Origin of the sequence: Streptomyces sp. NPDC058239, from assembly GCF_042882185.1 — a bacterium.
Lineage (GTDB): Bacteria > Actinomycetota > Actinomycetes > Streptomycetales > Streptomycetaceae > Streptomyces.
Genome location: NZ_JBHVWS010000088.1, coordinates 1 through 15,104, shown reverse-complemented (window position 1 = coordinate 15,104; position 15,104 = coordinate 1). Strand labels below are relative to the sequence as shown.

12 protein-coding genes are annotated in these 15,104 nt (G+C 69.2%); 5 read left to right on the top strand and 7 right to left on the bottom strand.

The features are described 5' to 3' along the window. Positions 1-8 precede the first annotated feature (8 nt). From pgi to tkt, 5 genes are read right to left on the bottom strand one after another with little or no spacing between them, the layout of a single operon-like run. Complete coding sequence (gene pgi / locus ACFVYE_RS44630) at positions 9-1,694, bottom strand: glucose-6-phosphate isomerase (protein WP_383970700.1); 1,686 nt, start codon at positions 1,692-1,694, stop codon at positions 9-11. After that, positions 1,687-2,622: a glucose-6-phosphate dehydrogenase assembly protein OpcA gene (gene opcA / locus ACFVYE_RS44625; RefSeq protein ID WP_383970703.1), complete on the bottom strand. Its 936-nt coding sequence runs from the start codon at positions 2,620-2,622 to the stop codon at positions 1,687-1,689. The genes pgi and opcA overlap by 8 nt, the downstream gene beginning before the upstream one ends. Next, positions 2,619-4,331, bottom strand: coding sequence for a glucose-6-phosphate dehydrogenase (gene zwf / locus ACFVYE_RS44620; protein WP_389609240.1), 1,713 nt, complete (start codon positions 4,329-4,331; stop codon positions 2,619-2,621). The genes opcA and zwf overlap by 4 nt, the downstream gene beginning before the upstream one ends. Then, positions 4,328-5,464 (bottom strand): transaldolase, encoded by a 1,137-nt coding sequence (tal, locus tag ACFVYE_RS44615; RefSeq protein WP_389609250.1) that lies wholly within the window; start codon positions 5,462-5,464, stop codon positions 4,328-4,330. The genes zwf and tal overlap by 4 nt, the downstream gene beginning before the upstream one ends. Positions 5,465-5,483: 19 nt before the next feature. Then, the gene (gene tkt, locus ACFVYE_RS44610) at positions 5,484-7,571 is read right to left on the bottom strand and encodes a transketolase (protein WP_383970711.1); all 2,088 of its coding nucleotides are present in this window, start codon (positions 7,569-7,571) and stop codon (positions 5,484-5,486) included. A gap of 146 nt (positions 7,572-7,717) precedes the next feature. On the opposite strand from tkt, the gene ACFVYE_RS44605 reads away from it, so the two are divergent. The 4 genes from ACFVYE_RS44605 to ACFVYE_RS44590 all read left to right on the top strand — a co-directional run bounded on the left by ACFVYE_RS44605 (position 7,718) and on the right by ACFVYE_RS44590 (position 9,799). Then, positions 7,718-8,662, top strand: a complete 945-nt coding sequence (locus ACFVYE_RS44605) for a helix-turn-helix domain-containing protein (protein WP_383970713.1) — start codon at positions 7,718-7,720, stop codon at positions 8,660-8,662. A 21-nt stretch (positions 8,663-8,683) separates the two neighbouring features. Next, positions 8,684-8,929 carry a hypothetical protein gene (locus ACFVYE_RS44600; RefSeq protein ID WP_389609238.1) on the top strand — a complete coding sequence of 82 codons (246 nt, stop codon included), beginning with the start codon at positions 8,684-8,686 and terminating at the stop codon, positions 8,927-8,929. Between the two features lie 40 nt (positions 8,930-8,969). Continuing rightward, complete coding sequence (locus ACFVYE_RS44595) at positions 8,970-9,167, top strand: hypothetical protein (protein WP_383970716.1); 198 nt, start codon at positions 8,970-8,972, stop codon at positions 9,165-9,167. Between the two features lie 254 nt (positions 9,168-9,421). Continuing rightward, the gene (locus ACFVYE_RS44590; protein WP_383970719.1) at positions 9,422-9,799 is read left to right on the top strand and encodes a hypothetical protein; all 378 of its coding nucleotides are present in this window, start codon (positions 9,422-9,424) and stop codon (positions 9,797-9,799) included. A gap of 1,559 nt (positions 9,800-11,358) precedes the next feature. Here ACFVYE_RS44590 and ACFVYE_RS44585 read toward each other — a convergent pair. Both ACFVYE_RS44585 and ACFVYE_RS44580 read right to left on the bottom strand, forming a co-directional pair. Next, a complete protein-coding gene (locus ACFVYE_RS44585; protein WP_383970721.1) occupies positions 11,359-12,054 on the bottom strand; it encodes a response regulator in 696 nt (231 codons plus the stop codon). Continuing rightward, complete coding sequence (locus tag ACFVYE_RS44580; RefSeq protein WP_383970723.1) at positions 12,026-13,264, bottom strand: sensor histidine kinase; 1,239 nt, start codon at positions 13,262-13,264, stop codon at positions 12,026-12,028. The genes ACFVYE_RS44585 and ACFVYE_RS44580 overlap by 29 nt, the downstream gene beginning before the upstream one ends. Before the next feature lie 315 nt (positions 13,265-13,579). Between ACFVYE_RS44580 and argG the strand changes: the two genes are divergently transcribed. Then, entirely contained in the window at positions 13,580-15,025 is a 1,446-nt protein-coding gene (gene argG / locus ACFVYE_RS44575; RefSeq protein WP_383970726.1) for an argininosuccinate synthase, read from the top strand. Positions 15,026-15,104 lie beyond the last annotated feature (79 nt).

Genomic DNA, 15,104 nt, shown 5'->3' with positions numbered 1-15,104 from the left:
ATGCTATTTCACTTCTTTCGGAGAGTGCGGTACGCGGCCACGAGGGCGGCGGTGGAGGGATCGAGGCCGGGGACGTCCGCTCCTTCGGTGAGTGCGGGTTCCACGCGCCTGGCGAGGACCTTGCCCAGCTCGACGCCCCACTGGTCGAAGGAGTCGATGTTCCAGATCGCGCCCTGCACGAACACCTTGTGCTCGTACAGCGCGATCAGCTGGCCGAGGACCGAGGGGGTCAACTCGCTCGCCAGGATGGTCGTGGTGGGGTGGTTGCCGCGGAACGTGCGGTGCGGCACCTGCTCCTCGGGGACGCCCTCGGCGCGCACCTCGTCGCTCGTCCTGCCGAAGGCGAGCGCCTGACCCTGTGCGAACAGGTTGGCCATCAACAGATCGTGCTGGGACTTGAGTTCGGGGCTCAGCTCGCCCACCGGGTTGACGAAGCCGATCAGGTCGGCCGGGATGACCTTCGTGCCCTGGTGGAGCAACTGGTAGTACGCGTGCTGCCCGTTGGTGCCGGGCGTGCCCCACACCACCGGACCGGTCTGCCACTCCACCGGATTGCCTTCGCGGTCCACCGACTTGCCATTGGACTCCATGTCCAGCTGCTGCAAGTACGCGGTGAACTTCGACAGGTAGTGCGAGTACGGCAGCACCGCGTGCGACTGGGCGCCGAGGAACGAGCCGTACCAGACGCCCAACAGGCCGAGCAGCAAAGGCGCGTTGGAAGCGGCGGGGGCGGTTCGGAAGTGCTCGTCGACGAGGTGGAAGCCGTCGAGCATCTCGCGGAACCGGTCCGGGCCGATGGCGATCATCAGCGACAGGCCGATGGCGGAGTCGTACGAGTAGCGCCCGCCGACCCAGTCCCAGAACTCGAACATATTGGCCGTGTCGATGCCGAAGTCCGCCACCTTCTCGGCATTCGTCGACAGCGCCACGAAGTGCTTCGCGACCGCCTTCTCTCCCCCACCCTCGACTTCGATCGAGCGGGAGGTGCCCCCGTCGTCGAGCCCGGCAAGGAGCCAGGACCGCGCCGACGTGGCGTTGGTGATCGTCTCGATGGTCGTGAAGGTCTTGGACGCGACGATGAACAGCGTCTCCGCCGGGTCCAGATCCCGTACGGCCTCGTGCAGATCGGCGCCGTCCACGTTCGAGACGAACCGCACGGTCAGCGAGCGGTCGGTGAAGGCCCGCAACGCCTCGTACGCCATCGCGGGGCCGAGGTCCGACCCGCCGATGCCGATGTTGACGACATTGCGGATCCGCTTTCCGGTGTGCCCGGTCCACTCGCCCGAGCGGACGCGCTCGGAGAAGTCGGCCATCTTGTCGAGCACGGCATGCACGGCCGGGACGACGTTCTCGCCGTCGACCTCGATGACGGCGTCGCGCGGGGCGCGCAGCGCGGTGTGCAGTACGGCACGCTGCTCGGTGACGTTGATCCTTTCACCGCGGAACATGGCGTCCCGCAGCCCGAACACGTCGGTCACCCTGGCGAGCTCCTGGAGCAGGGCGAGGGTCTCGTCCGTGATCAGGTGCTTGGAGTAGTCGATGCGCAGGTCGCCGGCCCGCACGGTGTAACGCTCTGCGCGACCGGGGTCGGCGGCGAACAGGTCACGCAGCTGCGGGTGGCGCAGCTCCCCCGCGCGGTGGTCCTCGAGGGCCGTCCACTCCGGGCGGTGCGTGAGCTTGGGTGAGTCAGACATGACGGGGGTTCTCCTTGGTGCCGACCCCGCGCAGGGCGACGGCGTACATCTCGTCCGCGTCGAGGCGGCGCAGCTCCTCGGCGATCAACTCGGAGGTGCTGCGCACCTTCAGGGCCAGGGTGCGCGAGGGCTGGCCCGGCAGGGACAGGGTGGCCAGTGGACCGTCGGGGCGGTCGATCACGATCTCGCCGCTCTCGGTGCCGAGCCGTACGGCCGTCACGACCGGCCCGGCGGTGACGATGCGCTCGACCGGGACTTCGAGTCGGACCTCCAGCCAGCGGGCCAGCAGCTCGGCGCTCGGGTTCTCGGCCTCGCTCTCCACTGCGGCCGACACGACCTTCTTGCGGGCCTGGTCCAGCGCCGCAGCCAGCATGGAGCGCCACGGCGTCAGCCGGGTCCACGCCAGGTCGGTGTCGCCGGGCGCGTACGAGGAGGCGCGGGCCTCCAGGGCTACGAGTGGGGTCTCGACGGCGTACAGGTCGGTGATCCGCCGCTGTGCCAGGGCACCCAACGAGTCCTTGGCCGGGACGTCGGGCGCGTCCACCGGCCACCAGACGACGACCGGCGCGTCCGGCAGCAGCAGCGGCAGGACCACCGAGTCGGCGTGGTCGGAGACCTCACCGTACGTCCGCAGGACGACCGTCTCGCCGGTGCCCGCGTCCGAGCCGACCCGCACCTCCGCGTCCAGGCGGGAGTTCGTGCGGTCGCGCGGGGTGCGTGCGACGCGTTTGATGACGACCAGGGTGCGCGAGGGGTGCTCGCGCGAGGCCTCCTCGGCCGCCTTGACCGAGTCGTACGCGTTCTCCTCGTCGGTCACGATGACCATCGTGAGGACCATGCCCACGGCAGGAGTGCCGATGGCACGGCGCCCCTGCACGAGCGCCTTGTTGATCTTGCTTGCCGTGGTGTCGGTCAGATCGATCTTCATGGCCTGCGCCAGCTCCGTCCGTCTCGTGCGAGCATCTCGTGTGCTTCTTCGGGACCCCAGCTGCCCGAGGCGTACGGCGCGGGCTTGCCGTGCGCGTCCCAGTACCCCTCGATCGGGTCGAGGATCTTCCAGGACTCTTCCACCTCCTGGTGACGGGGGAAGAGATTGGCGTCGCCGAGCAGGACGTCCAGGATGAGGCGTTCGTACGCCTCCGGGCTGGACTCGGTGAATGATTCGCCGTACGCGAAGTCCATCGTGACGTCCCGGATCTCCATCGACGTACCCGGCACCTTCGATCCGAAGCGCACCGTCATGCCCTCGTCGGGCTGGACACGGATGACGATCGCGTTCGCACCGAGCTCCTCGGTGGCGGTCGAGTCGAAGGGCGAGTGGGGCGCGCGCTGGAAGACGACCGCGATCTCGGTGACACGGCGGCCGAGGCGCTTTCCGGTGCGCAGATAGAAGGGGATGCCCGCCCAGCGGCGGTTGTCGACCTCCAGCTTGATGGCAGCGTAGGTGTCGGTTGTCGACCTGGGGTCGATGCCGTCCTCCTGCAGATAGCCGCGCACCTTTTCACCCCCCTGCCAGCTCGCCGCGTACTGCCCGCGCACGGTGTGCTCGCCCAGGTTCTCCGGCAGCTTCACGGCCTTGAGGACCTTCAGCTTCTCGGTGAGCAGCGACTCGGCGTCGAAGGCGGCGGGCTCCTCCATGGCGGTGAGCGCCATGAGCTGGAGGAGGTGGTTCTGGATGACGTCACGGGCCGAGCCGATGCCGTCGTAGTAACCGGCGCGGCCGCCGATGCCGATGTCCTCGGCCATCGTGATCTGCACGTGGTCGACGTAACTGCGGTTCCAGACGGGCTCGTACATCTGGTTGGCGAAGCGAAGCGCCAGGATGTTCTGGACCGTCTCCTTGCCGAGGTAGTGGTCGATACGGAACACCTGGTCCGGGTCGAACACCTCGTGCACGATCGCGTTCAGTCGGCGCGCGCTGGCCAGGTCGTGGCCGAACGGCTTCTCGATGACCGCACGCCGCCAGGAGCCCTCCGGCGCGTCCGCGAGACCGTGCTTCTTGAGCTGCTGAACGACCTTCGGGAAGAACTTCGGCGGTACGGAGAGGTAGAAGGCGTAGTTGCCGCTGGTGCCCCGAGACGCGTCCAACTCATCGACTTCGGAACGAAGTTGCTTGAACGCCGTGTCGTCGTCGAAGTCGCCCGGGATGAACCGCATGCCCTCGGCCAACTGCTGCCAGACCTCCTCGCGGAACTCCGTGCGGGCGTGCTCGCGCACCGAGTCGTGCACCACCTGCGCGAAGTCCTGGTCCTCCCGCTCGCGCCGGGCGAATCCGAGGAGCGAGAAGCCCGGCGGGAGCAGGCCCCGGTTGGCGAGGTCGTAGACGGCGGGCATCAGCTTCTTGCGGGAGAGGTCGCCGGTGACGCCGAAGATGACAAGGCCGGAGGGGCCCGCGATGCGAGGGAGGCGGCGGTCGCGGGGGTCACGGAGCGGGTTGCTCCAGTCGAGGACCGGGGCGGTGGCGCTCCCGTCGGCCGTGACGTCGCCGGATTCCGCCGTCGCGTCTCCCGATTCCCGGGCCGCGTCTCCTGATCCGGCGGTCACACCGCCCGGTTCCACGGCCGCGTCACCAGATCCGCCCGCCGCGGCGGGCACATCCTGCGCGGCACCGCCGGGAAGCGTCTCGCGCTCACTCATTCCCCCTCAACTCCCGTACTGCTCAGCGAGGTCGCGACCACACCCAGCAGGTCCTCCCAGGCCGCCTCGAACTTCGACACGCCCTCGTCCTCCAACTGCTTCACGACCTCGTCGTACGAGATCCCGAGCCGCTCGACGGCCGCAAGATCGGCGCGGGCCTGGGCGTAGCCGCCGGTCACCGAGTCGCCGTGGATGTCGCCGTGGTCGGCGGTGGCGTCGAGGGTCGCCTCCGGCATGGTGTTGACCGTGCCGGGTGCGACCAGTTCGTCGACGTACAGGGTGTCCTTGTACGCGGGGTCCTTGACGCCCGTCGACGCCCACAGAGGGCGCTGCTTGTTGGCGCTCGCGGTGGCGAGGGCGGTCCAGCGGTCGGCGGAGAAGACGTCCTCGTACGCCTCGTACGCGAGACGGGCGTTCGCGAGCGCGGCCTTGCCCTTGAGTGCGAGCGCCTCGTCCGTGCCGACCTTCGCGAGGCGCTTGTCGATCTCGCTGTCGACGCGTGAGACGAAGAACGAGGCGACCGAGTGGATGGTGGACAGGTCGATGCCCGCCGCCTGCGCCTTCTCCAGGCCCGCCAGGTACGCGTCCATGACCTCGCGGTAGCGCTCCAGCGAGAAGATCAGCGTGACGTTGACGCTGATGCCGAGGCCGATGACCTCGGTGATCGCCGGGAGGCCGGCCTTCGTCGCCGGGATCTTGATCATCACGTTCGGGCGGTCGACCAGCCATCCGAGCTGCTTGGCCTCGGCGACGGTCGCCGCGGTGTCGTGCGCGAGGCGCGGGTCGACCTCGATGGAGACCCGGCCGTCGCGGCCGCGGGTAGCGTCGTACACGGGCCGCAGGATGTCGGCGGCGGCGCGGACGTCGGCGGTGGTCATCATGCGGACGGCCTCGTCGACCGTGACGCCACGTACGGCAAGGTCGGCGAGCTGCTCCTCGTAACCCTCTCCGGAGCCGATGGAGGCCTGGAAGATCGAGGGGTTGGTGGTGACGCCCACCACGTACTTCCGCTCGATGAGTTCGGCGAGGTTGCCGGATGTGATCCGCTTGCGGGACAGATCGTCCAGCCAGATGGAAACGCCTTCCTCGGAGAGGGCGTTGAGGGGTTCGGCGGTGTTGCTCACGGTGATCATCTTCTTTCTGGCGGTCTGATCAACCACGCGCTGCGGCAAGAGATTCCCGCGCGGCGGAGGCGACGTTCTCGGCGGTGAAGCCGTACTCGGCGAACAGGATCCTGGCGTCGGCGGAGGCACCGAAATGCTCGAGGGAGACAATGCGTCCGGCGTCTTTGACGTACCGGTACCAGGTCAGGCCGATCCCCGCCTCGACGGCCACGCGGGCCTTCACGGACGCCGGAAGCACGCTCGCGCGGTACTCGGCGGACTGCTCCTCGAACCACTCGACGGACGGCATCGACACGACACGCGTACCGACCCCCTCGGCCTCGAGCAGTTCACGCGCCGCGACGGCGAGCTGCACCTCGGAACCGGTGGCGATGAGGATGACGTCAGGGGTCTCTGCGGAGGAGTCGCGCAGGACGTAACCACCCTTCGCCGCCTCGGGGTTCGCCTCGTACGTCGGCACACCCTGGCGCGTGAGCGCGAGGCCGTGCGGAGCCGGGTTCGTGGCGTGCCGCTTGAGGATTTCGGCCCAGGCGATCGCGGTCTCGTTGGCGTCCGCCGGGCGGACGATGTTCAGGCCGGGGATGGCGCGCAGCGAGGCCAGGTGCTCGACCGGCTGGTGGGTCGGGCCGTCCTCGCCGAGGCCGATGGAGTCGTGGGTCCAGATGTACGTGACCGGGAGCTGCATCAGCGCGGACAGGCGAACGGCGTTGCGCATGTAGTCGGAGAAGACCAGGAAGGTGCCGCCGTGGATTCGGGTGTTGCCGTGCAGCGCGATGCCGTTCATCTCGGCGGCCATCGAGTGCTCGCGGATACCGAAGTGGACCGTGCGGCCGTACGGGTCGGCCTCCGGCAACGGGTTGCCCTTGGGCAGGAAGGAGCTGGTCTTGTCGATCGTGGTGTTGTTCGAGCCGGCGAGGTCGGCGGAGCCGCCCCACAGCTCGGGGATCACACCGCCGAGCGCCTGCAGCACCTTGCCGGACGCGGCACGGGTCGCGACGGATGTGCCCGCCTCGAACTGCGGCAGAGCCGCTTCCCAGCCCTCGGGCAGCTGACCGGCGACGACACGGTCGAACAGCTCGGCGTGCTCGGGGTCGGCGGTGCGCCACTCGGCGATCCGCTTGTCCCAGGCAGCGTGCGCCTCGGCGCCGCGGTCGAGGGCCTCGCGGGCGTGGGCCAGTACCTCGGGCTCCACCTGGAAGGTCTGCTCCGGGTCGAAGCCCAGGACCCGCTTGGTGGCCGCGATCTCCTCGGCGCCGAGTGCCGAACCGTGCGAAGCCTCGGTGTTCTGCGCGTTCGGGGCGGGCCAGGCGATGATCGTGCGCATCGCGATGATCGAGGGGCGCACGGTCTCGGCGCGGGCGGCGGTCAGCGCGCTGTACAGCGCTCGGACGTCGATGTCGCCGTCGGCCGAGGGCTCGATCCGCTGGACGTGCCAGCCGTACGCCTCGTACCGCTTCAGGACGTCCTCGGAGAAGGCGGTGGCCGTGTCGCCCTCGATCGAGATGTGGTTGTCGTCGTAGACGAAGACGAGGTTGCCGAGCTTCTGGTGACCCGCGAGGGACGAGGCCTCGGCGGAGATGCCCTCCTCCAGGTCGCCGTCCGAGACGATCGCCCAGATGGTGTGGTCGAAGGGGGACTCGCCCTCCGGCGCCTCGGGGTCGAACAGGCCGCGCTCGTAGCGGGCGGCCATCGCCATGCCCACAGAGTTCGCGACCCCCTGGCCGAGCGGACCGGTGGTCGTCTCGACGCCCGCGGTGTGCCCGTACTCAGGGTGACCGGGCGTCTTCGAGCCGTGCGTACGGAACGCTTTCAGATCGTCCAGCTCCAGCTCGTACCCGGAGAGGAAGAGCTGGGTGTACAGGGTCAGCGAGGTGTGGCCCGGGGAGAGGACGAAGCGGTCGCGGCCGGTCCACTCCGGGTCGGCGGGGTCGTGCCGCATCACCTTCTGAAAGAGGGTGTACGCGGCCGGCGCCAGGCTCATCGCGGTGCCCGGGTGGCCGTTTCCGACCTGCTGTACGGCATCGGCCGCCAAAAGGCGGGCGGTGTCGACGGCACGCCGGTCGAGTTCGGTCCACTCGAATCCGTCAGGGAAGCTGTCGGGCATCTGCGTGCTCATCTTCAAGAAGTCCTCGATGGGAGCCGGAAAACTGCTCTGATGCGTTCAAACCTAAAAGTATGACTTTTGCTGGGGAAGGTGCCCCTGTGTCAGCCTTCGGTGAAAGTGGGACAGCGAGTGCCGCACCGAGCCGACGCGAGAGGGACATGACAGACAGAACGGACCAAGAGGGTGGAGGGATCAAGACCTTTCCGTTCCCCACGAGCCTCAGCGTCTCCGGCGTGGGTATGCAGGTCGGCCCCATGGAGCCCGGCCGGACCTGGCATGCGGACGCGCCTTTGGAGCGCGTGCACCGCGTCGACTTCCACGTGGTGATGCTGTTCCACGGCGGCCCCGTCAGACACATGATCGACTTCGCCGAGTACGAGGTCTCCGCCGGCGATCTCCTGTGGATCCGCCCAGGCCAGGTGCACCGCTTCTCCCCCACGGCCGGGTACCGCGGGACCGTCCTGACCATGCAGCCCGGCTTCCTGCCCCGAGCGACCGTCGAAGCGACCGGCCTCTACCGCTATGACCAGCCCCCACTGCTACGCCCCGACCCGGATCAGCTGGCCGCCCTCGAGTACTCCCTCGCCCAGCTGGAGCGCGAGTACGTCGACACGACCACACTGCCGCTGAGCCTCCACACCGCGGTGCTCCGGCACTCTCTGACCGCGTTCCTGCTCCGCCTGGCCCACCTCGCGGCGAGCTCCGCCGAGACGGCACGCGACCAGACCGACACCACCTTCACCCGCTTCCGGGACGCGGTCGAGAAGGGCTTCGCCACCAACCACAGCGTCAGTGCGTACGCGGACGCACTCGGATACTCCCGCCGCACGCTCGTCCGCGCGGTGCGCGCGGCCACTGGCAGGACCCCCAAGGGCTTCATCGACAAACGCGTCGTCCTCGAGGCCAGACGCCTACTGGCCCACACGGACATGCCGATCGGCCGCATCGGCGCTTCCGTGGGCTTTCCCGACGCAGCCAACTTCTCGAAGTTCTTCCATCAGCACACGGGGACGACGCCAGTGGCGTTCCGGGCGGAACTGCGCTGTGCAGGCGTCACGCCGTCGCGGAAGGCCATGTCGTCGGCGGCCGACTCACGTGCCTGATGACCCTGTACGCCGGCAGGGGTGACGATTGAGGCCATGGCGTCGTCGACAGCGTTCACGAAGTCGTTCGGCATGCAGCACCCAATCGCGTCGGCGCCGACGGGCGGGTCCGCCGGTGGCGCGACGGCGGCCGTCTCTCGCGGCGGCGGGCTCGGGTTGCCGGGCGCCGGAAACGGGGATCGGGGCCGGCTGGCCCGCGAGCTGCCGATCGGGCTCGGCCTGCGCGGCGATGCGGGCAGCCCAGGCCGCCGCCGGGCGACGCGTTAGGCTCATTTTGTAGGCACGCGTTGCGTCCGCGGAGGCGGCCATGAGCCAGAACGTCGAGTGCCCGATGCCGTCGCAGGCCAAGGGCGAGAGGCTGGAAGCGGACCTGGACCCGGCCGAGGCAAACCACCCCGCCACGTGGCGCACCCAGCCGTCCCAGGCGGAGGGTGAGCGCCTGGCGGGCATCCCGAGAGCTGGCAGAGGCGGCGGCCGTGCGTCTGCGCCGCGGGCGAACCCCTGAAGTCAGCCGCCAAGGGGGCACTGCACTGCGCGACAGCGATCGGCACCACGCCCCCACGTGCTGTGCGCCGGGGGCCGGCCCGGACTGGCGGCCACAACCGGCAAGGCCGCCGTTCGCCAGGACGGTTCCGAGGCACTCGGGACGAGCCCCCGCCCGATCGTCCACCTCGCGCGTCCGTACTCGAAGGAGGTGCGCCCGGTATGGATTCAGAACGTGCCGGCCGTTTGGTGTCGGCGCTTCGTGCCCGTGGAGTGATGGCCCATCTCGTAGAGGCGGGCGTCTACGAGTTCGGGATTCGGGTCGTCCTCGACGAGGGAATCGAGGCGCTGTGGGACATCGACGGGGCCTCGGGGCTCGACGCGGAGATCGTCAGCGACGGAGTGCTCATCGGCTTCGTACCTCATGTGCCCGGCTCGGAGAGCTTCACCGAAGAGCAGCTCGTGGCGAGCATCGCGACGACGCAGTACTCGGCGGAAGGGCTCCGCCCGCCCAGCGACACGCCTGCCCCGACCGCGCCCCCGACCGATGAGGCTGCGCTGTCGCCCGGTCCTGCGGTCACCCCACCGGTCGCCCGCTACCAGCGCCGGGCACACTGGATCCGGCGAGGCAACAAGGACGGTCCCCGGCGCTGACCAGGCACCCGGCGCGTCGCCCGACGCGCCCCGCCTGCTGCGCGACGGGCCGCCTCTCGTCACACCGGAGCTCGCTTGCTCCGGCACGACCCAAGGTGGCGACGATGGCCGGTGACGGCGCTGTGGGACGGATTCGGCGGGCGACTGTGGTCCAGAGACGTATACGCGTCCGCGTCACGCTGACGCCATGGGCACCGCCTGTCGGTGAATGTTTGCCACAGGCTCCGGAGCAACGGGCGGTGGTGCGGTGATCTCGAAGGTGCGGTCGTCGCGTACAAGGGCCCACAAGACGTTCGAGCGGTGGCGGGCGAACCCGCTGCCCGTTGTCGGTCAGCAGCGCGATCATCAGCGCGGCCCCGCCGGCGTTGAGATCGATCGTCCAGGTCACCGGCTCGCCCTCGCTCAGTGCGAGGGCGTCACCATCGGATTGGGCAGTGCGGCCTCGTCGTTGGCCACCCGCTGCCAAAGCTTCGCCGGCATGTCCTTGCCGAGCGATCCTGTCGCCTGCATCCCAATGAGTGGTCGAGTCGTCGCGGGATGCCGGGCGGCCAATCGATCGAAGCCGGAACTTGGCTGTGAGCGCTGCCCCGACATGGGGTTGGACCGCTCAGCCCCGGCGGCCGTGTGCCCGGCCGCCCCGGGGCTCGTCGTTGCTCTCGCGTCAACTCTGGTCCCCTATCCTCGCTGTCCTGCTGACCCATTGGGACAGGGTGAGCTGGCGTTCGGGCTGGTCATCCCTGGACGTCGCCTGGTGTCGGCCGGTGCTGTCGGCCAGGGCGTCGCGGAGAAGGGACAGGTGTACGGGCAGGGCTGCGCGGTAGTCGTCCCCATCCCGGCACGTGGGGCAGGTTGCCGGTCGTTCACTGATCGTGCGGTGCTTCTCGGATGCCGTGAGCATGGGAGGGTGTCCTTCCTTGTGCTGGGGTGCCGGTCGCGCGGTCGTCGCGGCCGCGTAGGGGGTGGTGAGCTGGGTCCGGTCGGTCGGTAGCAGGGCTGCCGGACCGGGCGGACGAGATGGATGCCCACCGGGGCTGCGATGGTTCCGGCGGAACTGCGGATGATGGCGCCGAGGGCGACGCCGAGCAGGCCGACGGTGGTGAGGTAGCGGGCGGTACCGAAGATCACACGGGCCGTGCCGGGGGTGGAGAGTGTGTGGTCAGGTGATGCGGGGGCAGGACCGCCTGGCCGCCGAGGAGAGCGGCGACGCAGGCCGCGGTCGTCGATACGAGCACGACGTCCGTGAAGGCCGCGACCACAAGCAGCCGCCGGGGAACCGCGATGAGAGTGGCGCGAATGGTTCCCGTGAAGTACTTGACCCTGGCCGCCGTGGCGGCGAGCAGTGTGATCGGCGCGTGGTGTGCGGCTTGATCGATTCGACGTTGTGTCGCTTGGTCGGGCAGTGGGCTTCGATCATGGCGAAACCTCCGTTCGCCTTCTCACCTTCGCCCAGGAAGGGCCCCTCGCGCGTCGTCCCCCCGCAGCGATTCCCGGCTACCACGGCTGCGGTATCTGCCACGCCTGCCTACGACCGGGACGACATGCACATACCGCGCCGACGATTACTCGGGCTCCTCTGAACGCCCAGATTCCGTTGCTGGGCTGACCAGGCCGCACTGATAGGCGATGACGACGAGCTGGGCCCGGTCACGAGCCGCCAGCTTGGTCATGGCCCGGTTGACGTGGGTCTTGGCAGTCAGTGGGCTGACGAACAAATGTTCTGCAATCTCGTCGTTCGAGAGCCCCAGTGCCGCCAGCCCCACGACATCGCGTTCCCGCCGTGTCAGGCACTCCAGCCGCTCGTGCACGCCCGCCGGGCACGGGTCCGGCTGCGCAAGAAAACGCTTGATCAGCGCACGCGTCGCCGATGGGGACAGCAGTGCCTCGCCGGCGGCGATCGTACGGACGGCGTCGAGAAGTTCCTCGGGCCGGGCCCCCTTGCCGAGAAAGCCGCTCGCACCGGCGCGCAGAGCCTCGGCGACGTGCTCGTCGTCCTCGAAGGTGGTCAGGATGAGCACCTTCACCCCTGAGAGGTCCTCGGACTCGCTGATCAGCCGCGTGGCGTCGAGGCCGTCCATCTCCGGCATGCGGATGTCCATCAGGACCACATGCGGGCGCTCCGCACGCGCCAGTTCCAGTGCCTCCTGCCCATTGGACGCCTCCCCCACCGTCTCCATGTCGTCCGTGGAGTCGAACAGCATCCTGAAGGTACCGCGCAGCAGGGCCTGGTCATCCGCAAGCAGTACGCGAATCGTCATGCCCGTCCCTCCTCGGTGGTTTGCCCATTGCCAGGCCGGGACGTAGCGGCAGTTCGGCCGTCACTGTGAAGCCGCCCTCCGGGCGCTCTCCCGCGTACAGCCAACCCCCGACAGTGGAAGCGCGCTCACGCATTCCGATCAGCCCGTGGCCCGTCCCCGGGTGGGCGATGTTCCCACCGGTCCGTCCGTCGTCCTCGACGGTGATCGTCAGACGCTCGGGGCGGTAGTGCAGGAACAATCGGGCATGGTCGGCGCCGGCGTGCTTGTGCACGTTGGTCAGGGCCTCCTGCACGATGCGGTACGCGGCCAGGTCGACCGTCGGCGCCAGCGGCTCGGCGATGCCCCGCCGGGTATGACTCACGGTCAGGCCGGCGCGTTCGAACGACGCCAGAAGCGCCGGTACGCGCGCAAGGCCCGGCATCGGATCACGCGGCGCCACCGGATCGCCGGACTGCCGCAGCAGCCCTACGGTCACCCGTAGTTCGTCCAGCGCGGACCGGCTGGTGTCCCGGATGTCCTCCAAAGCGGCCAGGATCTGTTCCGGCCGCCGTTCCACCAGATGGACGGCCACGCCTGCCTGAGCGTTGATCAAGGCAATGTGGTGCGCGACGATGTCATGCAGCTCGCGCGCGATTCGCACCCGTTCGGCCGCCACCCGCTGCTGCGCCTCCTGCTCGCGCGTGCGCTCCGCATGTTCAGCCCGCTCCTCCACGGCCGCCACATAGGCTCGACGTGAGCGCACCCCGTCCCCGACAGCAGCCGGCAGCGCCGTCCACGCCAGCATCGCCGCATTGTCGGGGGCCAGCCATGAGTGCGGGTCGCACACCACTGCGGCGCCCACCAGTACCACAGCCGAAAATGATGCCGCAGCCCAGGTGGCACGCCGGTCGGTCAGCGCGGCCACGTTGTAGACCGACACCAGGACCGGGCTGATCACCAGCGGGCTCTCCCGAATCCCGAGTATCTGAAAGGCCACCCCGCAGGCAACCGCGACGGCCAGTACGCCGAAGGGGTAACGGCGCCGCCACACCAACGCGGCGCAACCGATGCCCGCCAGCGCCACAACAGGCCACCGCAGGGAGAACTGGTGCCCGTGCCGTACGACCGAGGCAGCCACGACCGACAGCACGAACAGCAGTGCCACGCCCAGTGCGTCCAAGAAACCGAACCGGGACCGTGCCCCCCGTCTCAAACCGCTGATCACCGCCATGTCACCACGGTAGGGTCGATGGCCGCTTCGGGCATCGTCTGGCGTGACAGGGGTGCCCCGACCGTCGGCGTCCGCCCGTTCGCGGAGCTTGGGGCGACGAACAGCAAATTCACGGTGTGCTGCACGGCCTGTGGCTCCATTGCCTCAAGGACGAGCCGGCCCGGGTCGGTTCCGCCTTCGGACCGGCGGGACGCGTCGCTTCAGGGGTGATGCACCCCGCCTTCGGACCGGCGCCAGGAGGTACAGGGTTGCGCCCATCGGCCAGGCACAGCTCGCAACTTTGCATGATCATGCGCGATTATGCATAATCTTCCTATGTCTAAGGTCCTCACCTCCCTTCCCGCCGACGAGCGCATCGGCATCGCCTTCTCGGGCGGCCTCGACACCTCGGTCGCGGTCGCGTGGATGCGCGACAAGGGCGCCATCCCATGCACCTACACCGCCGACATCGGCCAGTACGACGAGCCCGACATCGCCTCGGTGCCCGGCCGCGCGAAGACCTACGGTGCCGAGATCGCACGCCTGGTCGACTGCCGCGCGGCCCTGGTCGAGGAGGGCCTGGCCGCGCTCACCTGCGGGGCGTTCCACATCCGCTCGGGTGGGCGTGCCTACTTCAACACCACGCCGCTCGGCCGCGCCGTCACGGGCACCCTTCTGGTCCGGGCGATGCTCGAGGACAACGTTCAGATCTGGGGCGACGGCTCGACCTTCAAGGGCAACGACATCGAGCGGTTCTACCGGTACGGACTGCTCGCCAACCCGCACCTGCGGATCTACAAGCCGTGGCTCGACGCGGACTTCGTGACCGAGCTCGGCGGCCGCAAGGAAATGTCGGAGTGGCTGCTCGCCCACGACCTCCCCTACCGCGACAGCACCGAGAAGGCCTACTCCACCGACGCCAACATCTGGGGCGCCACCCACGAGGCCAAGACCCTGGAGCACCTCGACACCGGCGTCGAGACCGTGGAGCCGATCATGGGCGTGCGGTTCTGGGACCCCTCGGTCGAGATCGCCACCGAGGATGTGACGATCGGCTTCGACCAGGGCCGCCCGGTGACGATCAACGGCAAGGAGTTCGCCTCCTCCGTCGATCTGGTGATGGAGGCGAACGCCATCGGCGGCCGTCACGGCATGGGCATGTCCGACCAGATCGAGAACCGGATCATCGAGGCCAAGAGCCGCGGCATCTACGAGGCGCCCGGCATGGCCCTGCTGCACGCGGCGTACGAGCGCCTGGTCAACGCGATCCACAACGAGGACACCCTCGCCCAGTACCACAACGAGGGACGGCGCCTCGGCCGGCTGATGTACGAGGGCCGCTGGCTGGACCCGCAGGCGCTGATGGTGCGCGAGTCGCTGCAGCGCTGGGTCGGCACGGCCGTCACCGGCGAGGTGATGCTGCGGCTGCGGCGCGGCGAGGACTACTCGATCCTCGACACCACAGGCCCGGCGTTCAGCTACCACCCGGACAAGCTGTCCATGGAGCGCACGGAGGACTCGGCGTTCGGCCCGGTGGACCGGATCGGCCAGCTCACCATGCGCAACCTCGACATCGCCGACTCGCGCGCCAAGCTGGAGCAGTACGCCGGGCTCGGCCTGATCGGCACCGCCAATCCCGCCATCGGTGCCGCCCAGGCGGCCGCGACCGGACTGATCGGCACCATGCCGGAGGGCGGCGCCGAGGCCATCGCCTCCCGCGGCGAGGTCTCCGGTGACGACGAGATGCTGGACCGCGCCGCGATGGAGTTCGGCACGGACTGACCAGCCCTGTCGAGCGGCTCGGCGTCCCCGCGGGGGATGCACCACCGGAAAGGGCGGGCTCGGCGCCGTTGGCGCCGAG